30 protein-coding genes are annotated in these 23,683 nt (G+C 65.8%); 22 read left to right on the top strand and 8 right to left on the bottom strand.

All coding sequences use genetic code 11. From position 1 onward, the window contains the following. Nucleotides 1–245 precede the first annotated feature (245 nt). From F9929_RS14040 to F9929_RS14060, 6 genes are all read left to right on the top strand, one after another. Nucleotides 246–2,141, top strand: coding sequence for a methyl-accepting chemotaxis protein (locus F9929_RS14040; RefSeq protein WP_152047212.1), 1,896 nt, complete (start codon nucleotides 246–248; stop codon nucleotides 2,139–2,141). A 171-nt stretch (nucleotides 2,142–2,312) separates the two neighbouring features. Next, nucleotides 2,313–2,456, top strand: coding sequence for a hypothetical protein (locus F9929_RS24050; RefSeq protein ID WP_193227775.1), 144 nt, complete (start codon nucleotides 2,313–2,315; stop codon nucleotides 2,454–2,456). Between the two features lie 11 nt (nucleotides 2,457–2,467). Next, nucleotides 2,468–3,262, top strand: a complete 795-nt coding sequence (locus F9929_RS14045) for a hypothetical protein (protein WP_152047213.1) — start codon at nucleotides 2,468–2,470, stop codon at nucleotides 3,260–3,262. Next, a complete protein-coding gene (locus tag F9929_RS14050) occupies nucleotides 3,252–3,659 on the top strand; it encodes a phage holin family protein (protein WP_152047214.1) in 408 nt (135 codons plus the stop codon). Before F9929_RS14045 ends, F9929_RS14050 begins: the two co-directional genes overlap by 11 nt. Continuing rightward, nucleotides 3,656–4,585, top strand: a complete 930-nt coding sequence (locus tag F9929_RS14055; protein ID WP_152047215.1) for a DUF3618 domain-containing protein — start codon at nucleotides 3,656–3,658, stop codon at nucleotides 4,583–4,585. Before F9929_RS14050 ends, F9929_RS14055 begins: the two co-directional genes overlap by 4 nt. 141 nt (nucleotides 4,586–4,726) lie before the next feature. After that, the gene (locus F9929_RS14060; protein ID WP_152047216.1) at nucleotides 4,727–5,062 is read left to right on the top strand and encodes a hypothetical protein; all 336 of its coding nucleotides are present in this window, start codon (nucleotides 4,727–4,729) and stop codon (nucleotides 5,060–5,062) included. A gap of 81 nt (nucleotides 5,063–5,143) precedes the next feature. On the opposite strand, the gene F9929_RS14065 is transcribed toward F9929_RS14060, so the two are convergent. After that, a complete protein-coding gene (locus F9929_RS14065) occupies nucleotides 5,144–5,503 on the bottom strand; it encodes a PepSY domain-containing protein (RefSeq protein WP_152047217.1) in 360 nt (119 codons plus the stop codon). Between the two features lie 219 nt (nucleotides 5,504–5,722). Here F9929_RS14065 and F9929_RS14070 point away from each other — a divergent pair, with 219 nt between their 5' ends. Beyond that, a complete protein-coding gene (locus F9929_RS14070) occupies nucleotides 5,723–7,027 on the top strand; it encodes a nicotinate phosphoribosyltransferase (protein WP_152047218.1) in 1,305 nt (434 codons plus the stop codon). A 123-nt stretch (nucleotides 7,028–7,150) separates the two neighbouring features. Beyond that, complete coding sequence (locus F9929_RS14075; RefSeq protein WP_152047219.1) at nucleotides 7,151–7,975, top strand: ferredoxin--NADP reductase; 825 nt, start codon at nucleotides 7,151–7,153, stop codon at nucleotides 7,973–7,975. A gap of 8 nt (nucleotides 7,976–7,983) precedes the next feature. Here the strand turns inward: F9929_RS14075 and F9929_RS14080 are convergent, their stop codons facing one another. Together F9929_RS14080 and ggt are read right to left on the bottom strand one after the other, a co-directional pair. Beyond that, nucleotides 7,984–8,232: an Lrp/AsnC ligand binding domain-containing protein gene (locus F9929_RS14080; protein ID WP_152047220.1), complete on the bottom strand. Its 249-nt coding sequence runs from the start codon at nucleotides 8,230–8,232 to the stop codon at nucleotides 7,984–7,986. Between the two features lie 47 nt (nucleotides 8,233–8,279). Continuing rightward, nucleotides 8,280–10,037 (bottom strand): gamma-glutamyltransferase, encoded by a 1,758-nt coding sequence (ggt, locus tag F9929_RS14085; protein ID WP_152047221.1) that lies wholly within the window; start codon nucleotides 10,035–10,037, stop codon nucleotides 8,280–8,282. Between the two features lie 45 nt (nucleotides 10,038–10,082). Between ggt and F9929_RS14090 the strand changes: the two genes are divergently transcribed. The 8 genes from F9929_RS14090 (at nucleotide 10,083) to F9929_RS14125 (ending at nucleotide 15,748) form a co-directional block, all read left to right on the top strand. After that, the gene (locus tag F9929_RS14090; RefSeq protein ID WP_152047222.1) at nucleotides 10,083–11,111 is read left to right on the top strand and encodes a dihydroneopterin aldolase; all 1,029 of its coding nucleotides are present in this window, start codon (nucleotides 10,083–10,085) and stop codon (nucleotides 11,109–11,111) included. A gap of 199 nt (nucleotides 11,112–11,310) precedes the next feature. Beyond that, the gene (locus tag F9929_RS14095) at nucleotides 11,311–11,949 is read left to right on the top strand and encodes an amino acid kinase family protein (protein WP_152047223.1); all 639 of its coding nucleotides are present in this window, start codon (nucleotides 11,311–11,313) and stop codon (nucleotides 11,947–11,949) included. 95 nt (nucleotides 11,950–12,044) lie between these two features. Further along, nucleotides 12,045–12,584: an MOSC domain-containing protein gene (locus F9929_RS14100; RefSeq protein ID WP_152047357.1), complete on the top strand. Its 540-nt coding sequence runs from the start codon at nucleotides 12,045–12,047 to the stop codon at nucleotides 12,582–12,584. Further along, a complete protein-coding gene (locus tag F9929_RS14105) occupies nucleotides 12,581–13,417 on the top strand; it encodes an urease accessory protein UreD (protein ID WP_235919307.1) in 837 nt (278 codons plus the stop codon). Before F9929_RS14100 ends, F9929_RS14105 begins: the two co-directional genes overlap by 4 nt. 20 nt (nucleotides 13,418–13,437) lie before the next feature. Further along, complete coding sequence (locus F9929_RS14110) at nucleotides 13,438–13,740, top strand: urease subunit gamma (protein WP_152047224.1); 303 nt, start codon at nucleotides 13,438–13,440, stop codon at nucleotides 13,738–13,740. 22 nt (nucleotides 13,741–13,762) lie between these two features. Beyond that, a complete protein-coding gene (locus F9929_RS14115; protein WP_152047225.1) occupies nucleotides 13,763–14,773 on the top strand; it encodes a small ribosomal subunit Rsm22 family protein in 1,011 nt (336 codons plus the stop codon). A gap of 81 nt (nucleotides 14,774–14,854) precedes the next feature. After that, nucleotides 14,855–15,436 (top strand): HupE/UreJ family protein, encoded by a 582-nt coding sequence (locus F9929_RS14120; RefSeq protein WP_152047226.1) that lies wholly within the window; start codon nucleotides 14,855–14,857, stop codon nucleotides 15,434–15,436. Nucleotides 15,437–15,442: 6 nt separating this feature from the next. Then, the gene (locus tag F9929_RS14125) at nucleotides 15,443–15,748 is read left to right on the top strand and encodes an urease subunit beta (RefSeq protein ID WP_152047227.1); all 306 of its coding nucleotides are present in this window, start codon (nucleotides 15,443–15,445) and stop codon (nucleotides 15,746–15,748) included. Nucleotides 15,749–15,771: 23 nt separating this feature from the next. On the opposite strand, the gene F9929_RS14130 is transcribed toward F9929_RS14125, so the two are convergent. Both F9929_RS14130 and F9929_RS14140 read right to left on the bottom strand, forming a co-directional pair. Continuing rightward, entirely contained in the window at nucleotides 15,772–16,443 is a 672-nt protein-coding gene (locus tag F9929_RS14130; protein ID WP_193227765.1) for a hypothetical protein, read from the bottom strand. Nucleotides 16,444–16,557: 114 nt separating this feature from the next. Next, nucleotides 16,558–16,980, bottom strand: coding sequence for a hypothetical protein (locus F9929_RS14140; RefSeq protein WP_152047229.1), 423 nt, complete (start codon nucleotides 16,978–16,980; stop codon nucleotides 16,558–16,560). Between the two features lie 160 nt (nucleotides 16,981–17,140). Between F9929_RS14140 and ureC the strand changes: the two genes are divergently transcribed. The 6 genes from ureC to ureG are packed head-to-tail and all read left to right on the top strand — an operon-like array spanning nucleotide 17,141 to nucleotide 21,662. Further along, nucleotides 17,141–18,853 carry an urease subunit alpha gene (ureC, locus tag F9929_RS14145; protein ID WP_152047230.1) on the top strand — a complete coding sequence of 571 codons (1,713 nt, stop codon included), beginning with the start codon at nucleotides 17,141–17,143 and terminating at the stop codon, nucleotides 18,851–18,853. 16 nt (nucleotides 18,854–18,869) lie between these two features. Further along, the gene (locus F9929_RS14150) at nucleotides 18,870–19,424 is read left to right on the top strand and encodes a DUF29 domain-containing protein (protein WP_235919309.1); all 555 of its coding nucleotides are present in this window, start codon (nucleotides 18,870–18,872) and stop codon (nucleotides 19,422–19,424) included. A 4-nt stretch (nucleotides 19,425–19,428) separates the two neighbouring features. Beyond that, complete coding sequence (locus F9929_RS14155; protein WP_152047231.1) at nucleotides 19,429–19,896, top strand: DUF29 domain-containing protein; 468 nt, start codon at nucleotides 19,429–19,431, stop codon at nucleotides 19,894–19,896. Continuing rightward, a complete protein-coding gene (locus F9929_RS14160) occupies nucleotides 19,893–20,375 on the top strand; it encodes an urease accessory protein UreE (protein ID WP_152047232.1) in 483 nt (160 codons plus the stop codon). The genes F9929_RS14155 and F9929_RS14160 overlap by 4 nt, the downstream gene beginning before the upstream one ends. Next, a complete protein-coding gene (locus F9929_RS14165) occupies nucleotides 20,368–21,033 on the top strand; it encodes an urease accessory protein UreF (RefSeq protein ID WP_152047233.1) in 666 nt (221 codons plus the stop codon). The genes F9929_RS14160 and F9929_RS14165 overlap by 8 nt, the downstream gene beginning before the upstream one ends. Then, a complete protein-coding gene (ureG, locus tag F9929_RS14170; RefSeq protein WP_152047234.1) occupies nucleotides 21,030–21,662 on the top strand; it encodes an urease accessory protein UreG in 633 nt (210 codons plus the stop codon). The genes F9929_RS14165 and ureG overlap by 4 nt, the downstream gene beginning before the upstream one ends. A 111-nt stretch (nucleotides 21,663–21,773) precedes the next feature. On the opposite strand, the gene F9929_RS14175 is transcribed toward ureG, so the two are convergent. The 3 genes from F9929_RS14175 to alc all read right to left on the bottom strand — a co-directional run bounded on the left by F9929_RS14175 (nucleotide 21,774) and on the right by alc (nucleotide 23,681). Beyond that, nucleotides 21,774–22,076: a PilZ domain-containing protein gene (locus F9929_RS14175; RefSeq protein WP_152047235.1), complete on the bottom strand. Its 303-nt coding sequence runs from the start codon at nucleotides 22,074–22,076 to the stop codon at nucleotides 21,774–21,776. Nucleotides 22,077–22,155: 79 nt separating this feature from the next. Continuing rightward, a complete protein-coding gene (locus tag F9929_RS14180; protein WP_152047236.1) occupies nucleotides 22,156–22,662 on the bottom strand; it encodes an ureidoglycolate lyase in 507 nt (168 codons plus the stop codon). Beyond that, nucleotides 22,659–23,681 carry an allantoicase gene (gene alc, locus F9929_RS14185; RefSeq protein WP_152047237.1) on the bottom strand — a complete coding sequence of 341 codons (1,023 nt, stop codon included), beginning with the start codon at nucleotides 23,679–23,681 and terminating at the stop codon, nucleotides 22,659–22,661. The genes F9929_RS14180 and alc overlap by 4 nt, the downstream gene beginning before the upstream one ends. Between the last annotated feature and the right edge of the window lie 2 nt (nucleotides 23,682–23,683).

The raw sequence follows: 23,683 nt of genomic DNA on the forward strand, positions 1-23,683 counted from the left end.
CCCATAAACGTTGGTTCGTCCCTCGTCCACGTGTCTTGTGAGCTGATAAGTCCACCCGGTTATACAGCAACGGTGCATTGGTTACCGAAAGACAGGAAGGGTTGTTCAGGGAGCGGGCGTTCGGCTTTTCTTGGGCCTCGCAACATTGGTGCGCCCAGTCGCCGAATCTTAATCGATCGAACGTAGGAGAAGGAAAATTCCAGAATTCGGCGCGAGGCATGAACTTGCGCGAACAGGAGCAGTCGATGTCTCGATTGAAGATATCCCATAAGCTCGCCGGCGCGTTCCTCGCCATCGTGTCCATCACGCTTCTGGCCTATGGCCTTCTTTGGTCGAGCATGTCCGATGCCACGAAAGCCGGCGCTGCGCGCGCCGACAACTTCATGGCATCGCTTCAGGGCGAACGGATGCGCGCGTCGCTTTATCGCCAGCAGAACGCCATCGGAAACAATCTCCTGACCGGCGAGGAGCGCTTCCTGAAGACCTATGCCGAAGCCAAGAACGGCTTCGGAAAGGCGGCGGACGAATTCGTGCGCCTCTCCGATTCGCCCGCGCAGCGCGAAAAGGTGCAGGCCGCCAAGGCCTTCGTCGAGAACTGGTGGACGGTGGCCGGAGACCAGATGATCGCGCTCGGCCGCGATCCCGCGACGCGCCCGCAAGCGCTGGCTTTGCCCAAGCAGTTCCCGCTGACCAAAGCCTACGACCTTCTGGACGAGACCTTGAAGGTGCAGGGCGAGATGATCGCGGCCAATGCCGCCGCCGCTTCAACCGCCGAGCGCGCTTCGCTTCACACCATTCTCGGCTCCCTGGTGCTCAGCGCTTCGGTCGCCGTCGTGATGTGGCTTCTTCTGTCGCGCGCCATTTCGCGTCCCACCGTCCGGTTGACGGAGGCCATGCTGCGTCTCGCCCAGGGCGACAATTCGCAGGAGGTGCCCGGCACCGCACGTCACGACGAGATCGGCGCCATGGCGGGCGCGGTGCAGATCTTCAAGGATGCGGCGGTGCAGAAGGAGCGGCTGGAAGCGGAGGCCGCATCCACGCGCGCCGCGCAGGCGGCGAGCCGCGACCGGCAGGCGTCGATCGACAACGCCAAGGCCGAGGACTTGCGCGTTCTCGTCCACGGCGTGGAAGCGGCCTTCGAAAGGCTGGCGGCCGGCGATCTGACGGTGCGCATGGAAGACGCGGTCGCGCCCGAATTCGAGCCGATCCGCCAGCGCTTCAATTCCTCCGTGGAGTCGCTCGAAGGCGTCGTCGGCGCGGTGGTCGCGGCCGTCGGCGTCATCCGCTCGGGTCTCGGCGAAATTTCCACCGCTTCATCCGATCTCGCGCATCGCACGGAACAACAGGCCGCCAATCTGGAGGAAACGGTTGCCGCGCTCGCCGAGGTGACACGCGGCATCAACGATACCGCGCAAGGGGCGGGTCAGGCGCAGACCTCCGTAGCCGCCACGCAGAAGAACGCCGAAGCCGGCGGCGGCGTGGTTTCGCAAGCGGTGCGGGCGATGGCCGATATCGAGCGCTCCGCGACCGAAATCGGCAAGATCATCGGGGTGATCGACGAGATCGCGTTCCAAACGAACCTTCTCGCCTTGAACGCAGGCGTGGAAGCGGCGCGCGCCGGGGAAGCGGGACGAGGCTTCGCGGTGGTGGCGCAGGAAGTGCGGGGTCTCGCCCAGCGCTCGGCGGAAGCCGCGAAGGAGATCAAGGAACTGATCTCGACATCCTCTGCCCAGGTCGTGTCGGGTGTCGAACTGGTGTCCGCTTCCGGGCGCTCGCTCCAAGGGATCGTCGGTCAGGTCGCCGACGTCAATCGCATCATCTCCCGGATCGCCCGTTCGGCCAACGAACAGGCGACGGGCCTTCGCGAAGTGTCGACGGCCGCCGACCAGATGGACAAGGTCACGCAGCAGAACGCCGCCATGGTGGAGGAAACCACGGCCGCCGCGCAGTCCCTGTCGGTCGAGACCGAGGCGCTTTCCGCCCTGGTTCAGCACTTCCGTATCGGCGGGCGTCCGGCTGCGCCCGTATCCGTTCCGCAGAAAGCGGTTTCGCGCCCCGTCGCGCAGATGCGCACGCTCGGCGCGGGCGGGGCGGCACGCAGGCCCGCCGCGACGCCGGCGGAGGACTGGGCGGAGTTCTAGACAGCGTCCGTCTCGAGACGAGAAGCCTTCCGAGAATTCTAACGGGGAGGCCGGGAGACCGGTCTCCCCGCTTCGTTTGCGAGCCTTTTCCTTGAAAGGGGAAAAGCGGATTTGCTTTGCCAGTTAGCGTTTTACGTCCCGAAGGTGCTTTCCGATTCTGGAACCCCTCGCGTGACCCGGCTCTTACCAAAGTACCGCAGGAAGAAGAACCTGCGCGTCGAGCACGGAGAGACCGGATCCATGAACAGCATCATCTACCTGATCGGGCTGATCGTCGTCGTTCTTGCCGTTCTGTCCTTTCTGGGACTTCGCTGAGGGAGATCGATATGGCTTCAGACTTCGACGATCGAAACAAAGTCGGCTCGACGAGCACCGATTCGTCCAGCGATACCAGCCGCGCCCGGCTGCATGACGATGGGCACCGCGTCGGCGACGCGTTGAACCGAGAGGCTTCCGACGCCAAGTCGGCCATCGCGGGGGCAAGTGAAGACCTGCGCAAGGGGGCGGCCGATCTCGCCTCCACCGCCAAGCAGCGCCTTGCCGATCAGGCCGAGCAAGGCAAGGAGCAGGCCTCCTCCAGCCTCGGCGATTTCGCCGCCGCCATCCGTAAGGCGTCCGACGAACTCGGGCAACGCGACCAGTCCATGGCGGCCGGACTCGTGCGCGAGCTCGCCACCGGCATCGAGCAGGCGGCCGGCTCGATCAAAGGGCAGAACCTCCAGGATATCAGCCGTTCCGTCACCGATTTCGCCCGCCGCCAGCCGACCACCTTCCTTATCGGCGTAGCGTTGGCGGGCGTGGCCCTCGGCCGTTTCGCCAGGGCCACCGGCGAACATGGCAGCCAGGGCGTGTCGAACCGCAATACCGGTCAAGCCCATCGCGACTATGGCTCGGACCGTGTCTTCTCCGAAGGCCATGCCGAGGACGGGAGCCTGTCCTCCGCCACGCGCGTGACCGGTGCCGGCTCTTCGACGCTGCCGCGCCCAGGCGACGATCTCGCCGACAAGCGCGACGTCGTCGGCACCACCACCGGCGCCGGAAGAACGCCGGAGACACCTTACGACGCTCCGAGCCTCGCCACATCCGCCACGACGTCATTTGGAGATCGCAATGTCCGTTGAGCCTCGCGAGACCCGATCCGTCCCCGATCTTCTCGCCAATCTCCTGCGGGAAGCGACGGAGCTGTTCCGCACCGAGACCCAGCTCCTTCGCTCCGAGATTTCCGACAAGTTCACGCAAATCCAGGTCGCCGGCGGCTCGCTCGTCGCCGGGGCCATCTGCCTTCTCGTCGCGCTCCTGACCTTGACCGCCGCGCTGGTGACCGCGGTATCCAAGATCGGCGAACCCGATATCGGCGTCGGCTGGGCCTCGCTCATCGTCGGCGTGGTGATTGCTGCGGTCGGCGCGGTTCTGCTCGCCAAGGGCAAGAAGGAACTCGAGCCCGTGAGCCTGACGCCGACGCGCACGGCCCATCAGCTCAGCGAAGACGGCAAGGTCGTGAAAGGACAGATCCGATGAGCAGCGACGATACAGACCGCCTGGAGCGCGAAGCGCAGGAACGCCGCTCCTCCGTCAACAACACGATCGACGAGCTTCGCGCGCGCATGTCGCCCGGCCAGATCCTCGACGAGGTGACGGACTACTTCGGCTCCACGCAGACCAACGCCGCCGTGCAGAATCTCGGCCGGCAGGTGCGCGACAACCCGCTGGCCCTCGGCCTCGTCGGGGCGGGGGTGGCTTGGCTTCTTCTCGGCCGGGGCGTGCGCGACGATCATTCGGTCGGCCATGTTCCTTACCGGGGTGAGACCGGCCCTTCGTCCCATAGTGGGACCGGCTCCAGCGGTCCGGGCATCGGCGCACGCGTCGGCTCGGCCGCGTCCGGTGTTCGCGACGGCGTGTCGAGCGGCGCGTCTTCAGCCGCCTCCGGCCTGTCCTCGGCCGCCTCCGCCATCGGCGATACGGCGTCGAGCGTCGGGCAGGCGGCTCGCGACTACGGCTCGGGTGCGGCCGACGCGCTTCGCGGCGGCGGACAAGCGGCGGCGGACGGCCTGCGCTCGGTCGGAAGTGGTGCCTATGGCGTAGGACGGCGTGCCCAGCGCGGCTTTCTCGATACGCTTCAGGAAGAGCCGTTGATCTTCGGGGCCATCGCCTTGGCGGTCGGCGCGGCCATCGGCGCGAGCCTGCCTTCGACCCGCACCGAGGACGAGCTTCTCGGCGACACGCGCGACCGGCTGCGCGACCAAGCCTATGCCTATGGCAAGGACGCCGTGGAAAGCGCCAAAGGCGTTGCCGCCGAGACCTACAAGGCGGCGAGCGAGGAAGCCGACCGCCAGGGCCTGAAGCCGTCAGGCGAGGGCGATACCTTGGCGCAGCGGGTTTCCAACGTCGTGGGAACCGCGACGGAGACTGCCAAGGAACAGGTGCGCAAGGAAGGTCAGGCCTGATCCAAGCTGCCATTCGAGCTTGACGAAGGGCGCGTCGATGCAGGTCGGCGCGCCCTTCTGTTCGCGGCGCACGTGACATAAAAGCAGGAAACGCGTGGTGGCTCCGCCGCCCCGTTGCCCTCTTTTCGGAAAACGCGCCCCGTGATGCTTCGCATTCTGTCCATTCTTGTCCTCGGTCTTCTTGCCGGCTGCATGAGCACCGAGGAGCAGCTTGCCGTGCTTCAGGAAAACAACGCGATCAGCGCGACGCCATCCACGTCGCCCGGCTTCGACTATACGGTTCTCATCCGCAACCTGCGGCCGCTCGGCGTCGACCCCACCCTGCGCGCCGATCGCGAGCGCATCGTTGCGGGCTATCTCGGCGCCAAATGCCCGACGCCGACCATTGTGGACGAAACGGAACTCACCACCAACCAGCCGATGCTGAGCAAAAGCTCCAAGGACTACGCCGTGCGTGTCGCCTGCGCGCGGAGCTGACGGAGTCGCGAGGATATCCGCGCAAAGAAAAAGCCCCGCGCTAGGCGGGGCTTTTCACGGGAAGCCGGTTGGAAGTCCGGTTCAGCGCACCGAGATCACATCGCCGGTGATCCGGTCGATGTCCACGGTGATGTCCCGGCCGCGACGGTCGGCGCCATCGACGCGAAAGGAGCGGCGGCGTTCGGTGACGTTGTCCACGTCGCGCACGCCTTCGGAACGAGCGATGCGAATGGCTTCGCGTTGCGAGATGCCTTGATCGCGCCGGACATCATCGCGCCGGACATCGCGATCGCGCACATCACGGTCGCGGGCGTCGCGATCACGCGGGTCGATCACGCGCACGCCGTTCGGGCCGATCTCGATGCCCTGCGCCATGGCGGGCGCGGTCACGCTGGTCAGGCCCAAGGCGAGAATGCCCGCGATCATCAGTTTGTTCTTCATTCTCGAGTCTCCTCAAGTTCTCGTTCGGCATGGACGCGTGGCCCAATCCGGTTGAAGTTCAAAAGACGATCCGGCGGCATTTGGTTCCCGAAGCTTGGCGCGAGGGCGAGTTCTTCCGGGGTTGGACTTGGCGGCCGGGGGTGCATCGCGTAAGGAGCGCGCGTCCCGGCGGCACGATGTCGCGCAGGATCGCGCCAGCGAAAGGCGAGAGATCGACATATGGTGGCGACCGACATCGCAACACGGGTTTGGAACCACACGTTCAAGCTCGATCCGATCGTGCGCTCGCTCCTCGATACGGACTTCTACAAGCTCCTGATGCTGCAGATGATCTGGGGACTGCACGGCGACACGCAAGTTTCCTTCTCGCTGATCAACCGCAACAAGGCCGTGCGGATCGCCGACGAGATCGACGAGGCGGAGTTGAGAGCCCAGCTCGACCATGCCCGCACGGTGCGCCTGACCAAGCGCGAGATGATCTGGCTCGCCGGCAACAGCTTCTACGGCTCGACGCAGATTTTCCGCCCGGCCTTTCTGGAATGGTTCGAGAACTTCCAGCTCCCCGAATACGAGCTGAAGCGCGTCGACGGGCAGTTCGAACTCTCCTTCCATGGGTCTTGGGCGCATACCACGATGTGGGAGATTCCGGCGCTCGCCGTCATCAACGAGCTTCGCTCGCGCGCGGCCTTGAAGGATTACGGACGATTCGAGCTCGACGTCCTTTACGCCCGCGCCAAGGCCAAGATGTGGGAAAAGGTCGAGCGGCTGCGCGATCTGCCCAACCTTCGCATCTCGGATTTCGGCACGCGCCGCCGTCATTCCTTCCTGTGGCAGCGCTGGTGCGTGGAGGCCCTGAAGGAGGGGCTCGGCGACAATTTCATCGGTTCCTCCAATGTCCTCCTCGCCATGGACAACGACGTCGAAGCCATCGGCACCAACGCGCACGAGCTGCCGATGGTGATGGCCGCGCTTGCCGATGGCGACGAGGCCCTGCGCCAAGCGCCCTACGAAATCCTGAAGGACTGGCAGAGCTACTACGGCGGCAATCTTCTGGTCGTCCTGCCGGACGCCTTCGGCACGGAGTCCTTTCTCAGCGGCGCGCCCGGCTGGCTGACCGACTGGACGGGCTTCCGGCCGGACTCCGCCCCGCCCATCGAAGGGGGCGAGCGCATTCTCGACTGGTGGAAGGCGCACGGCATCGACCCGACCGAGAAGCTTCTGGTCTTTTCCGACGGCATGGATGTCGACGGCATCGAGGAGACCTACCGCCATTTCGAAGGTCGCTCGCGCATGAGCTTCGGTTGGGGCACCAACCTCACCAACGACTTCCGCGATATCGAGCCCCATGGCGGCGACGGGCTGGAAGCGATCTCGCTCGTCTGCAAGGTGGCGACGGTGAACGATCGTCCGGCAGTGAAGCTTTCCGACAATCCGGCGAAGTCCACCGGGATCCCGTCGGAGATCGAGCGTTATCGGCGCGTTTTCGGCACGCCGTCGAATATTTCCCGTCAGGTCCGCGTTTGAGAAAATCCGCCCTCGCAAGGCGATTCATTTGCGGGCAGAGCATCAGGTGACGCGCGGCCTTTCGCAATGCCGCAAAATTCCTATCTTCCGTCCGATCGTTCGAAGAAGAGCCCGACTTTACCCATGACCGCGACTGCGACCGAAGCCTCGTCCGGCACCGCTTCCACCTTTCCGATTCCCGCCGGCGTCTTTGCTGAGACCGTGACGGAGGTGCAGCACTATACCGACCGCCTGTTCCGATTCCGAATGACCCGGCCGGACGGTTTCCGCTTCCGCTCCGGCGAGTTCGTGATGATCGGCCTGCCGAATGCCGAAAAGCCGGTCTACCGCGCTTATTCCATCGCGAGCCCCGCCTGGGACGAGGAGTTGGAATTCTTCTCCATCAAGGTGCCGGGCGGCCCGCTCACCGAACATCTGCAGAAGATCCGCGAAGGCGACACCGTCCTGATGCGCAAGAAGTCGACGGGCACGCTCGTCGCCGACGCGCTTCTGCCGGGCAAGCGGCTTTATCTCTTCTCCACCGGCACCGGCATCGCGCCTTTCGCCTCCGTCGCGCGCGATCCCGACATCTACGAGAAGTTCGAGAAGGTCGTGATCACGCAGACCTGCCGCCAGCTCGATGAACTGACCTATGGCCAGGAACTCGTGGACAAGATCCTGTCGGACGAGCTGATGAGCGAGTTCGCCGGGGGTAAGCTCCTTCTCCATTCCACCGCGACGCGGGAAGGGCCGGACAAGGGCGAGCGCATCACCAACCTGATCGAAAGCGGCAAGCTGTTTTCCGATCTCGGCCTGCCGCCCTTCGACCCCGAAACCGACCGCGCCATGATCTGCGGCTCGATGGAGATGCTGAAGGACACGGCGGCGATGATGGAGCGCTTCGGTCTCGTGGAAGGCTCCAATTCCAGCCCCGGCACCTATGTGGTGGAGCGCGCTTTCGTCGACTGACGGCGGCGTCAGCCCCGCCCGAAGGCCTTGAAGGCGACGGTGGTGAAGGTATCCGCCACTCCGTCGAGCGTTTGAAGACGCTCGGTGACGAAATGGCCGATATCCTGGTCGTCGGGCAGGTAGAACTTGGCGATCAGATCGTAATGGCCCGAGGTGGAATGCACCTCGGACACTTCCTCGATCGCTTCCACCAACGCGTCGGCGACGCCATAGGCCCGGCCGGGCCGGCACTTGAACTGAACGAGGATCGTCTGCATCGCTGCTCTCCTGTGGCGCAACGGGGTGACGCGGGACGGCGGCGAAGTCAATCGCCGAGCGCGAGCCCTTCGCGGCGCGGATCGACGCCGCCTTCCAGCCCTTGCGGCGTGATGCGGATCGCGTGAAGGCCGGAATTGAGGTCCGTGACCTTGGTTTGGAAGCCGAGCGCCTTCAGCGCGGCTTCCTTCGCCTCGGCTTGCGTTCCCTTCTCGATCTCGAAGACCTGCCCGCGATGGAGAAGATGCGGCATGGCGAGGGCGTCCGCGACGTTCATGTCCCAGTCGAGAACCGCGACGAGCGCCTGCGCCACGAAGCCGATGATGGAGGAGCCGCCGGGCGAGCCGATGGCGAGAACGGGCTCGCCGTTCTCGATCACGATCGTCGGGGCCATGGAAGAGCGCGGCCGCTTGCCGGGCTCCACGCGGTTGGCGATGGCCAAGCCGTTCTCGTGCGTCGCGAAGGAGAAGTCCGTCAGCTCGTTGTTGAGAAGATAGCCGTTCACCATCAACCGCGAGCCGAAGCCGTTCTCGATTGTTGTCGTCATGGACACTACGTTGCCCGCTTTGTCGCGAATGACGAAATGGCTGGTGGAGGGCAGTTCCAGGCTTTGGTCGTCGGCCCGGTCCAGAAGAGCATGGTCGAAGGCCGGCATCCCGGCTTCCGCCTTCTCGATGGCGCGGGGGCTTTCGAGAAGCTTGGCGCGGGATGCCAGATAACCGGGATCAAGAAGGCCCTTCACCGGGACGGCCACGAAGTCCTCGTCGGCGAGGTAGCGGTTGCGGTCGGCGAAGGCGAGGCGGGAAGCGTCGCCGATCAGTCGCCAGGACTGGATGTCGTCGCTTCCGAGCGCGCGCATGTCGGTCGGCTGGAGAAGGCCGAGGATCTGGGCGACCGCGACCCCGCCGGAAGAAGGCGGTCCCATGCCGCAGATCTCGTAGACCCGATAAGGTGCGCAGACGGGCGGGCGCTCCTTCACCTCGTAGTCTTCCAGATCGTTCAAGGACAGCGTGCCGGGATTGGGCTTGCCGTCGAGGCCTGTCGCATCCCGCACCGCCGCCACGAGCTTTTCCGCGTTCGGCCCGGAATAGAACCCGTCCAGCCCTTGCCGGGCGATCCGCTCCAGCGTGTCGGCATAGGCCGGGTTCTTCAAGGTCGCGCCGGCTTCGAGCGGCTGGCCGTTCGGGAAGAAGTAATCGCGCATGGTCACGGACTGCGCGAGATCGGGATCGGCGGCGAGCAGCGAATGCAAACGCTCCGACACCGGAAAGCCGTTTCGCGCCAGCCTGATCGCCGGCTCCACGACGCGCCGCCACGACAGAAGGCCGTGGCGGGCATGGACGTTGGCCAGAAGCTTCACCGTGCCGGGCGTTCCGACCGAGCGCCCGCCGACAACTGCCGGCAGGAACTTCAAGGGCTGCCCATTCTCGTCCAGGAAGAGCTTCGGCGTCGCGGCGGCCGGCGCGGTTTCGCGACCGTCGAAGGTGGTCAGGCGCTTTTCTTGCCCATCCCAGAAAAGCAGGAATGCGCCGCCGCCGATGCCGGAGGATTGCGGCTCCACCAGCCCCAGGACGAGCTGCACCGCGACCAGCGCATCCGCCGCATTGCCGCCTTCGCGCAGTATGGAGCGCCCGGCCTCCGCCGCCAGCGGATGGGCGGCGACCACCATCTGCTCCCAGGCCTTCACGAGGGGCTTTGCCGCCGTTCCGGTCGCGGCTTCCGGCATCGGCCGGTCCACGAACTGCTGCGCGCCCGCTGGGTTGGCGAGAAGAACGAGAAGGCTCGCGGCGATCAACAGGTTCTTCATGAGCCACGCTCCGGTTTGACGGAGCCGCGACCTTAGGAGAAGACGATGCCCGGTGAAAGCGCCGTTCGCGCCATCGCAAGGACCCGCAAAGCCATGGCCCCCGTCCTGATCGTCCATGTCCGCAACGGTGCGGAAGCCGAGGAGGCGATCCTCGGCGGCGCGTCCATCCTGTCGGTGGACGTGGAGGCGGCTGAAGAAATTGCGGCAAGGGCGGGCGGAAGAGCGGCGATCATGCTTCGCCTGGATGCCGATTTTGGTCGGGAAGCGGCACGGGCTATCGCAGTCGCCGACAAGCTGGCCGTGGTTGTTCACGGGAAAGTCGCGATACCGTTGGAGGAAGCGAGCTCGCGCCTCGACGCGATGGCGCAGCGGCCGGAGCGCATCGCCGTGATCTTCGCCAATGACGGGCTGGAAGACGCCCCAGCGCCTGCGGTTCTGGCGAAAGCTGGCTTCGCAGACGTTCTCATCGACCTGGCCGACGAAAGCGCCGGCGGGCTTCCAGCACGGTTGGGTTTGCCAAAACTGCGCCGGCTTATCGACGCGATGCGCGCGGAAGGCTTGCCGGTTCTTCTTGGCGGCGCGTTGGAAGCGCCCGACGTGCCGCGCCTTCGTGTTCTTTCTCCCGAGGCTCTCCTATTCGACACTGGTCTTCGACGAAACGGCGCGCTGACGAGCGACGCCGTGCGCGACATCGCGTCACTGATTTCGGTTGAGCCCGCGGGCATTGCCGGATCCACCGACCGCATCTTCCTGCGCGATCATGTGGTGGAAATGGAGATCGGCGCCTACGGCCACGAGCGGGGCCGTCGCCAACGCGTGCGCTTCAGCGTGGAAGTCGATGTTCCTTGCGCCGGTGCTTGTGCCGGCATGGGAGGCGTTTATTCCTACGACCTCATCGCCGATGCCATCGCGCTTCTCACCGACGGCGCGCATGTCGATTTCGTGGAAACGCTTGCCGAGGACCTGTCCGCCATGATTCTGGCCGATCCGCGTGTTGTCTCGGTTCGCATTCGCGTGGAAAAGCTGGATCTGGGTTCAGGAAGCTTCGGTATCGAAATTCTCCGCAACCGTTGATAATGCCACGAGGATTTGCCGCAGCGCAGCGACGATTGTCCGCAATTTTGCTGGAACCGATCGAAGCTGTTGCGGCTTGCCCCATTATCGCCATACGATGAAAGGCGAGGGGCGGATTGCCGCCTTCGGTTGTGCGGACTGGTAGTGCCGCGCCTGTGATGCGTGAAAGGCGCCGCCTTGGCGGCGCGAAGGGTTGCTCATGGATAATGTCGTCGTCGTCAAGCTGGGAGGTAGTTCGGCCAGTTCGCCCGATTTCGCGCGATGGATCGAGGCCGTCGAGAAGGCGACCGGCAATGTGGTGATCATTCCCGGTGGCGGTCCCTTCGCCAATACGGTTCGCCGCTATCAATCTCGCATCGGCTACGACGAGACCGCCGCCCATGCCATGACCATTCTGGCGATGGAGCAGTTCGGCTATGCGTTGAAAAGCCTCGGCACGCGCATGGTGACGGCATCCAGCATCGAAGAGATCGAGGCTGCTTTCACTGACGGCAAGATTCCGGTCTGGATGCCGGCGGGCGCCTCGCTGCAGCACGCGGAACTGCGCGACAATCACGAAGTGACGTCCGATTCCATCGCCGCGTGGTTTGCCGGACGCCACCGCCGCTCCACCCTGCTTCTCGTGAAGCAGCTCGACGTGCCGGCCAACGCCACCGTGGAAACGCTGGTTCATGCCGAAATGGTCGACCCCGTCTTCCTGGACTTCCTGTTGCCCCAGACCCGCATCTTCCTGGCAGGTCCCGGCGACATCGCGCTGGCGGGCAAGCGTTTCGCCGAAGGCGGCGTGCCGGGGCGCGAACTTCGCAAGGCCACCGACATGCTGGACGCGGCCGAGTAGGCGACCTTCCGTAAGGCGCTTTTCGCAGGCCCTTGCCCTCTTCCCGAACGATGGTCCACAAGACCGGGGCGAACGGCACGGAAGGGGCATGGGCAATGGGCAGGGTGACGGCGCTCAGCGTCGATGGCACGCATCGCTTCAGCAAGATCCGCGCGCCGCGCCTGCGCCTCCTGGCGGGGCTCGGCGTCGAGGGCGATGCCCATGCCGGCCGCACCGTCCAGCATCTGTCGCGCGTTCGCCGCGATCCTTCGCAGCCGAACCTGCGTCAGGTCCATCTGATCCACGAAGAACTCTTCGCGGAACTCGCCGACAAGGGCTTTGCCGTCGGCGCCGGCGATCTCGGCGAGAACGTCACGACGCAGGGCCTCGACCTTCTGTCCCTGCCGCGCGGGACGCGGCTTCACTTAGGGGCCGAGGCCGTCGTGGAATTGACGGGCCTGCGCAATCCTTGCGTTCAGATCGACCGCTTCCAATCGGGTCTGATGCACGCCGTTCTCGACAAGGATGCGGCGGGCAATCTCATCCGCAAGGCCGGCGTCATGAGCGTGGTTCTCGCCGGCGGCGAGGTTCGCGAAGGCGATCGCGTCGCGGTGGAACTGCCGGAAGGTCCTGCCCAGCCGCTGGAGCCGGTATGAGTCTCGCGCCGGGCTCGGTGCACGCTCCGGTTCCGATGCAGCGCGCCTTCGGGCGCGTCGCCGCCCGCGTGGCGGTCGACGACGGCGCGCCGCCGGTCACGCGGCTGAAGCGTCTCCATCAGGCCGGTTGCTTGAAGCTGCGCTTTCCGCGGCTGCCGGACGGGCGGCTGGAGGGCGTTCTCATCAACACATCCGGCGGATTGACCGGTGGCGACCGCATCGAGCAAAGCTTCGAGGCGGCGGATGGCGCGGCTCTCACCGTCACCACGCAGGCCGCCGAGCGGATCTATCGGGCAAGCTCCGGCGACGCGCGCGTTGCAACCAGCCTTCGCGTGGGGGAGGGCGGGCACCTCGCCTTCCTGCCCCAGGAAACCATTCTCTTCGACGGCGGCCGCCTTCGGCGCAATCTTGACATCGAGCTGGCGCCGGGGGCCGGTCTTCTCATCAGTGAAAGCGTCATTCTCGGCCGCGCGCTGATGGGCGAGGTGGTGCGCGAGGGGCTCTTTCGCGACTCCTGGCGCGTGCGCCGCAACGGCCGTCTCGTTTTTGCCGAAGAAGCGCGGATCGAGGGCAGTGTGGAAGCGCTCGCTTCGCGGCGTGCCGCGCTCGGCGAGATGCGGGCCTTCGCCACGATTCTCGCGACGATCCCCGAGGGCGGCGCGGATCTGGAAGCGGCCCGTGATCTCGTCGGAGACACCGGCGGCGCGAGTGTCGTGGACGGGTTTCTCGTGGTGCGGCTGGCGGCCCCGAGCGGCTTTACCTTGCGCAAGCGCTTGATGCCGCTTCTCGCGGCCCTCGCCAAGGGCCCGCTTCCGCGCGTATGGTCGCTTTGAGAGGTTGAAGGGTTCGATTCATGCAGTTGACGCCGAGGGAAAAGGACAAGCTCATCGTCGCCATGGCGGCGGAGGTGGCGCGCAAGCGCTTGTCGCGCGGCGTGAAGCTGAACCATCCCGAAGCCATCGCCCTCATCACCGACTTCGTGGTGGAAGGCGCGCGCGACGGGCGCTCCGTCGCCGACCTGATGGAAGCCGGCGCCCATGTGGTGACGCGCGCGCAAGTCATGGAAGGCATCGCCGAGATGATCCACGACGTCCAGGTGGAGGCGACCTTTCCGGATGGCACCAAGCTCGTGACCGTCCACCACCCGATCCGCTGAACGAAAGCAAACCCGAAGCAGCATGACTGAAATGCCGTCATGGCTGGTGGAAGCGCTCGACCGCCGTCTCGAAGGGCGCGGACGGGGCGACCTTCACGAGCGCTCCGCCCGCATCAGCACGGCCTACCGTGCCGGCCGTGCGTCGAGCGGCGTGGTCAAGGGCGAGGGCGATGCGCTCGCCTATGCCACGGCGCGGATGCCCGCGACTTTCGCGGCGGCAACCGCCGTTTTCACTGAAGTGGAAGCGCTTCTGCCGGGCTTCCACCCAAGCCGCATCTGCGATGCGGGGGCCGGCCCCGGCACGGCGGGCTTTGCCGCTCTTCATCTCTGGCCGGATGCCGACGCCCTCGTGCAGGTCGATCACAATCCCGCCTTTCTGGCGATAGGACGGGATTTCGCATCGCCTCTCGCGGTCGAGCTTTCGCAACGCCAGGCCGAGCTTTCCGCCCTGCCGTTCGATCTCGGCCGCTTCGACCTGACCATTCTCGGCTACGTCCTCGCCGAATTCGATCGGGCGGGGGCAGGCGAACTGGCGGCGCGCCTTTTTGCGGCGACGGACGGGCTCCTCGTCATCATCGAGCCGGGCACGCCTGAGGGCTATGCCCGTATTCTGGCGGCTCGAGGCCGGCTCGTCGCGGATGGGGCCCATATCCTCGCGCCCTGTCCGCACGAGAAGAATTGTCCGCTGGTGGCGCCCGACTGGTGCCATTTCTCCGAGCGGTTGCCGCGCCGCCGCGCCCATATGGCCGTGAAGGGCGCGGCGCTGCCCTTCGAGGACGAGCGCTTTTCCTATCTCGTCGCCGCACGGCAAGGCTTTGCCGAAACGGCGCGCCTGCCGCGAATCATCGCGCCGCCAGAGGCCGGCAAGGCCGCCATCGCCTTCAAGCTCTGCCGCCCGGAGGGGACATCGGTCATGACAAGCGTCGCCCGGCGCGACAAGGCAGCCTTCGCCGCGGCGCGAAGGCTGAGATGGGGCGACAGGTTTGCAACTCCGTCCGCGGTCGACGGGAAGGGCGAGTCCGAGACGCTTTGACAGGCGGTTGAAACCCGCCCATCATCATGATGTGAACGGCGCGACCCAAACCGGGGTGCCGATAGTTCTCAAGAGGATTCGATGCTGAAACGCCTTGCCGTCGCCGCTGCCGCCCTTGTTGCCGGCGCCGCTCCCGCCTTCGCCCATCTCAACCCGGCGGAACACGGCTCGGTCATGGCGGGCATTTCGCATCCGCTGACGGGCCTCGACCATATTCTGGCGATGGTCGCGGTCGGCCTTTGGGCCGCGCAGATCGGCGGGCGCGCCGTTTATCTCGTGCCTGCCGCCTTTGTCGGCACCATGCTTCTCGGCTTCGTGCTCGGCCTTGCCGGCGTTTCGCTGCCCTTCGTGGAGCCGATGATCGCGGCATCCGTTCTGGCGCTCGGCCTTTTCGTCGCCGCGTCCGCCCGTTTGCCGCTGGCGGCGAGCATCGGGGTGGTCGGCGTCTTCGCGCTGTTCCACGGCATCGCCCATGCGGCGGAACTCGGCGGGGCGGGCGCTCTCGACTTCGGCATCGGCTTCGTCGCCTCCACCGCGCTGCTTCACGGCGCTGGCATCGGTCTTGGTTTCGTCCTGGCGCGCGGCGGCAAGCTCGGCACCTCGCTCGCCCGCGCTCTCGGCGCCGGCACGGCCGTGGCCGGCATCGCCCTGATGGTCGGCTGATCGGGCATGATTCCCGGCGAAATCATCACCGCGCCCGGCGACCTCGTGTTGAACGAAGGTGCGCCGACCCTGTTGATCGAGGTGTCGAACACGGGAGACCGGCCCGTGCAGGTCGGCTCGCATTATCATTTCGCCGAAACCAACCCGTCGCTCGCCTTCGATCGCGTGGCGGCACACGGCCACCGCCTCGACATCGCGGCCGGCACGGCGGTGCGTTTCGAGCCCGGGCAAACGCGCGAAGTCACGCTGGTGCCCTTGGGCGGGCGCCGACATGTCTACGGCTTCAACGCGAAGGTGATGGGCGCCCTGTAACGGGCGCCCTTGTTCGCTGAAGATCAGGGCGTCGCGCTTGGCTGCGAGTCCAGCGCGCCCCGGATGCTGCCGAGATCGACGCCGATGGGCGGCGTCGGAATGCGGAAGTCCTCCGGTCGTCCCGCGCCCGCCACGCTGCCGTTGCTGCCCGTCTGACCGCTTCCGATCGTCGTGCCGCTCGCGCCGCCGATGGAGGTCGCGCCGGTGGCGGAAGCCGTGCTCGGATTGCCGGACTGCGCCACCGCACTCGCATTCACCGAATTGAGATTGGTCTGGCCGGCCGTGGCGGTGGACTGCGTGCTGGTCGCCGTGCTGCCGCCGGAATTGGCGTTGTCGCCGCTGATCGCGCCGCCCGTGGTGTCGCCCGCGCCGGCGGTGCCCGAAACTCCGCCTCCTGCGCTGCTGGTGCCGACGCCTGCGCTCGCCGCGCCGGAACCGGTGGTTGCCCCCGCGCCAGTGGACAAAGCGCCCGCCCCGCTGGTCACGTTCGGAGAAACGGGTGAAGGCGTGGCGATGCCACTCGTGCCGCCACCGCCACCGCCGACGCCCCCAGCCGAGCCGCCACCGACCGATCCCCCACCGACCGACCCACCGCCACCTCCGCCGCCGACGCCGCCCGAAAGCTGGGCCGCCGCCGGCAGTGCCGTTGCCGCGAAAAGGGCGGCCGCCATCAGGATGCTCCGTCCGCTTGCCATGGTGATCTCCTTGAAGCGCCCATCGGCGCTTTCGAGTTTGTTTGAACTGACGAACCACCGAGCGGCGCATCGGTTGCCGTTGGGCGAAAGGTGAACGGGTTTCGGCGCGTCTGTCTAGCGATTCGGCGCGATCCGCGCCCGACCGCCCCGGCTGAAGCTCGACCCGCGCGTGACGGAGGACGAGCCGATGGCGTTCGGGCCTCCTGTCGCGAACTCTCCCGAATTCACGATGTTGAGGTCTGATCGCCCTTCGGTGGTCACCGCTTCGTTGGAACGCTCGGGCGCGAGGCGCGGCACTTTCGGGCGCAGGTAGCTGTCGTCGAACTCTCGCCCGTAATAGCGCTCGGCCGCCGTGTCGCCGAAGATCGGCGCGTTGGGGATGGCCGGCGTCGTTCGCGTGCGCGGCGCGCCGTCGATGCGCGCGCCGGACATGGAGGAGCCGGGCACGATGAAGCCGGGTCCGGGATCGAAGGCCTGGGACGAGGCGTAGGAAGCGGGCAGGACGAGAAACCCTGCGAGAAGAAGAACGGCTTTCATGCGAAGCGGCCTTTCGACCAATGAGGGATCGCGGCGGCGTCCATTCGATATAGGAAGCCGGGGCGGCTTTGACAAAGGCGCGGCGATGCGCTCCGATCGTTTATCGCGCCGCAAACCGGCACGCCGCACTGCACCGCTCGAACCCGGACGAAGAACCGCCATGCCCGCCAGGATCGCCCGCTCCGCCTATGCCGCGATGTTCGGCCCGACCACCGGCGATAAGGTGCGCCTCGCCGATACCGAAATCTTCATCGAGGTCGAGAAGGACCTCACCACCTATGGCGAGGAGGTGAAGTTCGGCGGCGGTAAGGTGATACGCGACGGCATGGGCCAGTCGCAGCTTTCACGCGCGCAAGGGGCGGTGGACACCGTCATCACCAACGCGCTGATCCTCGACCATACGGGCATCTACAAGGCCGATGTCGGGCTTCTCGGCGGGCGCATCCACGCCATCGGCAAGGCCGGCAATCCCGACACGCAGCCGGGCGTCACCATCATCGTCGGGCCTGGTACGGAGGCGATCGCAGGCGAGGGCAAGATCCTCACCGCCGGCGGCTTCGACAGCCACATCCACTTCATCTGCCCGCAGCAGGTGGAGGAAGCCTTGTTTTCCGGCGTCACGACGATGCTCGGCGGCGGCACCGGGCCGGCGCACGGCACGCTCGCCACCACCTGCACGCCCGGCCCCTGGCACCTCGCCCGCATGATCCAGGCGGTGGACGGGTTGCCGATGAATATCGGCTTCTCGGGCAAGGGCAACGCGTCTTTGCCGGGCGCGATCGAGGAGATGGTGCGGGCCGGCGCCTGCGCCCTGAAGCTCCACGAGGACTGGGGCACGACGCCCGCCGCCATCGACTGCTGCCTTTCCGTCGCCGATGCCTTCGACGTGCAGGTGATGATCCATACCGACACGCTGAACGAATCCGGTTTCGTCGAGAACACGGTGGAGGCCTTCAAAGGGCGCACGATCCACGCCTTCCACACGGAAGGGGCGGGCGGGGGACACGCGCCGGACATCATCAAGGTCTGCGGGCTGCCGAACGTCCTGCCATCCTCCACCAATCCGACGCGCCCCTACACGGTGAACACGCTGGAAGAGCATCTCGACATGCTCATGGTCTGCCATCACCTCGACAGCGCGATCCCCGAGGACATCGCCTTCGCCGAATCGCGCATCCGCAAGGAAACCATCGCCGCCGAGGACATCCTCCACGATCTCGGGGCCTTTTCCATCATCGCCTCCGACTCACAGGCCATGGGCCGCGTCGGCGAGGTGGTGATCCGCACCTGGCAGACGGCCGATAAGATGAAGCGCCAGCGCGGCCGGCTGCCGGAAGAAACGGGCGACAACGACAATTTCCGCGCCCGCCGCTATGTCGCGAAATACACGATCAACCCGGCCATCGCCCAAGGCATGTCGAAGGAGATCGGCTCGGTGGAAGTCGGCAAGCGCGCCGATCTCGTGCTTTGGGACCCGGCCTTCTTCGGGGTGAAGCCCATGATGGTGCTTCTCGGCGGCATGATCGCGGCAGCTCCCATGGGCGACCCGAACGCCTCCATCCCGACGCCTCAACCCGTTCACTACCGCCCGATGTTCGGCGCCTTCGGCAAGGCGGTCGGCGCGACGGGCGCGACCTTCGTGTCTCAGGCGGCGCTCGGCGATGGTCTGCGCGCGAATCTTGGCTGCGAGAAGGTGTTCCTGCCCGTCGAGAACACGCGCGGCGGCATCTCCAAGGCCTCGATGATCCACAATTTCGCGACGCCGAGGATCGAGGTCGACCCGGAAACCTACGAGGTGCGCGCCGACGGCGAACTCCTGACCTGCGAACCCGCCACCGTCCTGCCGATGGCGCAGCGCTATTTCATGTTCTAGGGTCGAAGGCCTATCTATGAGGCTGTCCGACAAGGAGCCGACGATGGTTCTCAAACTCATCGACGCCGTAGCGGCTGAACTCGAACCCGACTCCCGATTTGGCGGCGCCTCTTCCCGCTCGAAGAGTGAACCGGCCATGCAGGCCGGTTACGACACGGACTTCTACGCCTGGACGCAGGATCAGGCGAAAAGGCTGAGGGAAGGCGACTTCCGGCGCCTGGACATCGACAATCTCGTGGATGAGATCGAAACATTGGGACGTTCCGTCAAACGAGAAATCGAGTCTCGCCTCAACGTTCTGATCGTCCATCTTCTGAAATGGCGTTTCCAAGCCGAAAGACGTTCAAGAAGCTGGAAAGCGACGATCGCCGAGCAGCGAAAGAGACTTGCGCGGGAATTGAACGACAATCCAAGTCTGCGGTCCTATCCGGCAACATTGTTGGCGGAAGAATATCATTCGGCACGTTTGAATGCTTCGGGCGAAACGGACTTGCCGGAGGATACCTTCCCCACTTCCTGCCCCTTCACGGTCGAACAGATTCTCGATCCCGATTTCTTTCCAGAGGCCTGACGACATGGCCGAGCCCCTGAAGAAGCCCGATCTCTACGAGGAAGACTTCTACGCCTGGACCCAGGATCAGGCGGCGAAGCTGCGGGCACGCGCCGCTTTCGATAATCGCGGCGATATCGACTGGCAAAATACGGCGGAGGAAATCGAAAGCGTGGGAGCCAGCGAGAAGCGCGAGATCCGGAGCCGGCTTCGAGTGATCGCCCTTCATCTTCTGAAATGGCGGTATGAGCCGGAAAAACGGAAAAGCGGCTGGCGGTCGACCATCGATACGCAGCGCGAGCGGATGGCAATGGTCATCGAAGACAGTCCGAGTTTGCGTGGCTTTCCGAGCTGCGCGTTGGAAAGCGCCTACGGTCTCGCCCGCATCAAGGCGGCCGACGAAACCGGCCTGCCGGAGAGCGTCTTCCCTGCTTCCTGCCCCTTCAAGATCAAACAGATCCTCGATTCCGACTTCTTTCCGGAGGCCGCATGATCCGCGCCGAGACGATCCGCGACAGGCACGAAGCCTTCGAGGCCGCCGACACGATCACGCTGGACGAAACGCAGCGCCATCGCCGTCGCATGGCCATGGTGTCGGATAACGGCATCGCCTTTCTGCTCGACCTGTCGGGTGCGCGCCTCCTGCGCGAGGGCGATGGCGTCGTTCTGGACGACGGCCGCGTCGTGAAGGTCGTCGCCAAGCCCGAGCCGCTTTACGCTGTGCGCGGCCAGAACGCTGCGCACCTCCTGACCCTCGCCTGGCATCTCGGCAATCGCCACCAAGCAGCGCAGATCCTGTCTGACCATATCCTGATCCGGCGCGAACCCGTGATCCGCGAGATGCTGCAGGGGCTGCGCGCCATCGTGGAGGAGGTCGACGCGCCCTTTGATCCCGAAGGCGGCGCTTACGGACATCATTCTCACGGCGACGAGGCGAGATCGCTTACCGCCGCCCATTCCCACCATGGCTGACGAGGCGGCCCATGCCGATCCGGCAGCGGTTCTGAAGCTCGCCACATGGCTGTCGCCGGCATTTCCGGTCGGCGCCTTCGCGTGGTCGCATGGCTTGGAAGCGTGCATCGCGGAAGGCTGGGTGCGAAACGGCACTGATACCGAAGACTGGATCGCCTTTCTTCTCCAAGCCGGCAGCGGCTGGAACGACCTCGTTCTCTTCGCTGCCGCCTTCCGGGCCTCCGACAACCCGGAGGAACTCGCCGGGATCGCCGAACTCGCCTCCGTTCTCGCCGGATCGTCCGAGCGCCGTCTGGAAACGCTGTCGCTCGGCCAAGCCTTCGCCGAGGCCGTCGCGCCCTGGGAAAACGCCGCGCCCGCCGCGCCCTATCCGGTTGCCGTGGCCTTCACTGCGGCGCGGGGCGATGTTCCCCTCGGTCCCGCCCTCGTCGCCTATGCCCATGCCTTTGCGGGCAGCCTTCTCGGGGCCGCGACGCGCCTCGTGCCGCTCGGCCAGCGCGAAGCCATGCGCATCCTGAACGGCCTGGAGCCGGTGATCCTGCGCGTCGTGACCTTGGCGAAAGCCTCGACGCTCGACGATCTCGGCTCGGCCGCGATCGCCTCCGACATCGCCGCCATGCGGCACGAAACCTTGAGAACGAGGCTCTTTCGCTCATGAGCTCCAAGAACGGCCCCTTGCGCGTCGGCATCGGCGGTCCCGTCGGCTCCGGCAAGACGACGCTGGTGGAAAAGCTCTGCAAGGCCGCGCGCGACACGTGGTCGATCGGCGTCGTCACCAACGACATCTATACGGTGGAGGACGCCGAAGCCCTGATGCGTCGTCAGGCCCTGTCCGCCGACCGCATCATCGGTGTCGAAACGGGCGGATGCCCGCATACGGCCATCCGCGAGGATGCCTCGATCAATCTCGCGGCCATCGCGACCTTGCGCGCCCGGCATGCCGATCTCGACCTGATTCTGGTGGAATCGGGGGGCGACAACCTCGCGGCGACCTTCTCTCCCGACCTCGTGGACCTGTCGATCTACGTGATTTCCGTTTGCCAAGGCGACGACATCCCGCGAAAGGGCGGCCCGGCGATCACGCGCTCGGACCTTCTTCTCGTCAACAAGACCGATCTTGCCCCTTATGTCGGCGCGGATCTGGCGCGGATGGAAGCGGACGCCGCCAAGGGCAGGGGCGCGCTCCCTTGCGTCTTCACCGATCTGTCGCGGGGGGCGGGCCTCTGCGAGGTTCTCGCCTTTCTTTGCGAGAAGGGCGGGCTGCCGGCGCTCCAGGCGGCCGCATGAGCCGGATTTTCATCGAGAACCCGCTCGGCATTCTCGGTCAAGGCACCGGAGGCGCGGTTGACGAGAGCTTCGACCCTTCGCGCCGTGTCGTGCGGCGCTTCGCTTGAGGGATCAGACGATGCGTTTGCGCAGAAGCCGGGAGAACTCGTCGTCGACATTGTCGGCGCTGGCGAACCGGAGGCCGGCGCGCCCGTCCTTCTGCCAGACGACCGTCGCCTCGCGGATATGCCCGCCCTCGCGCTTCAAGGAAAAGGCGATCTGACCGGAAGGGGGAAGGATCTCGTTCAAGACCACTTCGGCCCCGGTTTCGGACAGGTTGCGGATGCGGGCCGGTTTGGAAGGGTGATAAAGGTCGTTGGATACCGCCCCTTCGAGGCACACCCGTCGCCGCTGCTTGGCCCGCCGATCCTGCATCGCGCTTGATTCCTCCAAAGCCGTTAAAGGAAACTTAAGCGCGAATGGGGGTTCGCCCAACCACGGATTGCGCTTGGGGTTAACGCGGCTCGATGGTGTCGATCACGAAGCCCGTCTCGTAGTCGGCTTCTTCCAGATTTCTGCCTTCACCGCCGCGATCCACCACCAAGAAATCGAGCACTCGGCCGAGTGTCAGAAGCGGGTGGTGCCAGACGTTGCGGCCGTAGTTCACACCGCGCCGGTTGTCGCACAGAAAGGCGCGCGGGGTGCCGGGTCGCCCGTTCTCATCCGGGGCGACGACCGCCAGGAACGGCTCGTCGTGAAGGGGCACGAAGGCTTGGGAACCCAACGGATGGCGCTCCATCATCGAAAGGGTGATGGGCAGGCGATGCGGCTTGCCGCGAAAGATCGAGATCAGCGCCCGCCCGCCCTCCGCCCCGACATCCACGTCCGCGAGGTCGTGGAATCTCGTCGTGGTGCCGCCGTTGATGAGCCGGATTTCGCGCGCGGCATCCGGCTCGATCACTTGACCGAAAGGCTCGAACGCCTCGATCGTCAGGGGTTCGACGACGAGAGGGCGCGTCAAACGCGCGCCTTTCGGCCGAAGAGCCGCAAACGCGACACGCCGCCATCGGGAAAGATGTCGAGCCGCACATGGCTGACGGGCCCGAGCGCTTGGGGGCCGTCGAACTCGGCGATGGCATCGGCGGAAAGTTTGGTTTCGGGCAGAAGCAGCGGCCATGCGGCGCTCGCCGCCTCGATCTCGGCCGGGCCTATGTCCGCGTCGGTGCGCACCGCGCGAAGGGTGAAGCGGTCGGGGAAGTTGCCCTTGAAATGGCGCGTGTCGATATGGATGCGCTCCACCGTTCCGGCCGTGCCGAGCTTCAACACGCACCAGTCGTTGCCGGGCCGGCGGCGGCGGGCCGTTTCCCAGCCGTCCGCCATGACGGCTGCGCGACCCGGCGCCAGCATGTTGGCCGGATGGCCGTAATGCGCGTCGTTCCAGGCGATGGCGGTCGCGCCGTTCTCGATCGCGGAAAGGTTCACCACCTTGTCCTCGCCGACGAGAGACCAGTCCTTGGCGACCGTGCCGTAGACGCGCAGCCGCGCGACGCCGCCATCGGGGTGGATGTGAAGGCGCAGCCAGCGCCAGGGCAGGGACGCGTCCGTTTCGAAGATGTTGTGCGAGTTGCCTTGGAGCGGCGACCGGGGAACGAGCGTGGTCCATTCCCCATCCTGCGGCTCCTCGACCGAATCGGAGGCTTCCAGCATGGCCTCGGGCGGGAAGTTGCCGGTGAAGAAGGCGGTGTCGATATCGACGGCCGCGATGCGCCCGCGCTGGCCGAGTTTCACCACCGCGAAGTCGTGGCCGGGCACGCGCTTTCTACGGGATTCCCATCCGTCCATCCATTTGCCGTGGTCGTCGAAGCGGTCGGGAAAGAAGACCGGCGCTTCGGGTTGGATCATCCGGCTCTTGTCGGCGAAGAAGTCATCGGTGGCGTAGGTGACTTCCGTGCCGAGGCGCGGATGGGCGAGGTCGATGAAGCGCTTGAGCAGGTCCTCGGCTTCCGGCGCAGGCGCAGCGGTAATGAAACGTTCGCTCAAGG

Source organism: Aureimonas psammosilenae (assembly GCF_009176975.1).
GTDB classification, from domain to species: Bacteria; Pseudomonadota; Alphaproteobacteria; order Rhizobiales; family Rhizobiaceae; genus Plantimonas; species Plantimonas psammosilenae.

Bases quoted from the DNA above. Each gene is read 5' to 3' on its own strand.
- F9929_RS14040 (WP_152047212.1), top strand. From the start codon at position 246: ATGTCTCGATTGAAGATATCCCATAAGCTCGCCGGCGCGTTCCTCGCC.
- F9929_RS14045 (WP_152047213.1), top strand. From the start codon at position 2,468: ATGGCTTCAGACTTCGACGATCGAAACAAAGTCGGCTCGACGAGCACC.
- F9929_RS14050 (WP_152047214.1), top strand. From the start codon at position 3,252: ATGTCCGTTGAGCCTCGCGAGACCCGATCCGTCCCCGATCTTCTCGCC.
- F9929_RS14055 (WP_152047215.1), top strand. From the start codon at position 3,656: ATGAGCAGCGACGATACAGACCGCCTGGAGCGCGAAGCGCAGGAACGC.
- F9929_RS14065 (WP_152047217.1), bottom strand. From the start codon at position 5,503: ATGAAGAACAAACTGATGATCGCGGGCATTCTCGCCTTGGGCCTGACC.
- F9929_RS14070 (WP_152047218.1), top strand. From the start codon at position 5,723: ATGGTGGCGACCGACATCGCAACACGGGTTTGGAACCACACGTTCAAG.
- F9929_RS14075 (WP_152047219.1), top strand. From the start codon at position 7,151: ATGACCGCGACTGCGACCGAAGCCTCGTCCGGCACCGCTTCCACCTTT.
- F9929_RS14080 (WP_152047220.1), bottom strand. From the start codon at position 8,232: ATGCAGACGATCCTCGTTCAGTTCAAGTGCCGGCCCGGCCGGGCCTAT.
- ggt (WP_152047221.1), bottom strand. From the start codon at position 10,037: ATGAAGAACCTGTTGATCGCCGCGAGCCTTCTCGTTCTTCTCGCCAAC.
- F9929_RS14090 (WP_152047222.1), top strand. From the start codon at position 10,083: ATGCCCGGTGAAAGCGCCGTTCGCGCCATCGCAAGGACCCGCAAAGCC.
- F9929_RS14095 (WP_152047223.1), top strand. From the start codon at position 11,311: ATGGATAATGTCGTCGTCGTCAAGCTGGGAGGTAGTTCGGCCAGTTCG.
- F9929_RS14100 (WP_152047357.1), top strand. From the start codon at position 12,045: ATGGGCAGGGTGACGGCGCTCAGCGTCGATGGCACGCATCGCTTCAGC.
- F9929_RS14105 (WP_235919307.1), top strand. From the start codon at position 12,581: ATGAGTCTCGCGCCGGGCTCGGTGCACGCTCCGGTTCCGATGCAGCGC.
- F9929_RS14110 (WP_152047224.1), top strand. From the start codon at position 13,438: ATGCAGTTGACGCCGAGGGAAAAGGACAAGCTCATCGTCGCCATGGCG.
- F9929_RS14115 (WP_152047225.1), top strand. From the start codon at position 13,763: ATGACTGAAATGCCGTCATGGCTGGTGGAAGCGCTCGACCGCCGTCTC.
- F9929_RS14120 (WP_152047226.1), top strand. From the start codon at position 14,855: ATGCTGAAACGCCTTGCCGTCGCCGCTGCCGCCCTTGTTGCCGGCGCC.
- F9929_RS14125 (WP_152047227.1), top strand. From the start codon at position 15,443: ATGATTCCCGGCGAAATCATCACCGCGCCCGGCGACCTCGTGTTGAAC.
- F9929_RS14130 (WP_193227765.1), bottom strand. From the start codon at position 16,443: ATGGCAAGCGGACGGAGCATCCTGATGGCGGCCGCCCTTTTCGCGGCA.
- F9929_RS14140 (WP_152047229.1), bottom strand. From the start codon at position 16,980: ATGAAAGCCGTTCTTCTTCTCGCAGGGTTTCTCGTCCTGCCCGCTTCC.
- ureC (WP_152047230.1), top strand. From the start codon at position 17,141: ATGCCCGCCAGGATCGCCCGCTCCGCCTATGCCGCGATGTTCGGCCCG.
- F9929_RS14150 (WP_235919309.1), top strand. From the start codon at position 18,870: ATGAGGCTGTCCGACAAGGAGCCGACGATGGTTCTCAAACTCATCGAC.
- F9929_RS14155 (WP_152047231.1), top strand. From the start codon at position 19,429: ATGGCCGAGCCCCTGAAGAAGCCCGATCTCTACGAGGAAGACTTCTAC.
- F9929_RS14160 (WP_152047232.1), top strand. From the start codon at position 19,893: ATGATCCGCGCCGAGACGATCCGCGACAGGCACGAAGCCTTCGAGGCC.
- F9929_RS14165 (WP_152047233.1), top strand. From the start codon at position 20,368: ATGGCTGACGAGGCGGCCCATGCCGATCCGGCAGCGGTTCTGAAGCTC.
- ureG (WP_152047234.1), top strand. From the start codon at position 21,030: ATGAGCTCCAAGAACGGCCCCTTGCGCGTCGGCATCGGCGGTCCCGTC.
- F9929_RS14175 (WP_152047235.1), bottom strand. From the start codon at position 22,076: ATGCAGGATCGGCGGGCCAAGCAGCGGCGACGGGTGTGCCTCGAAGGG.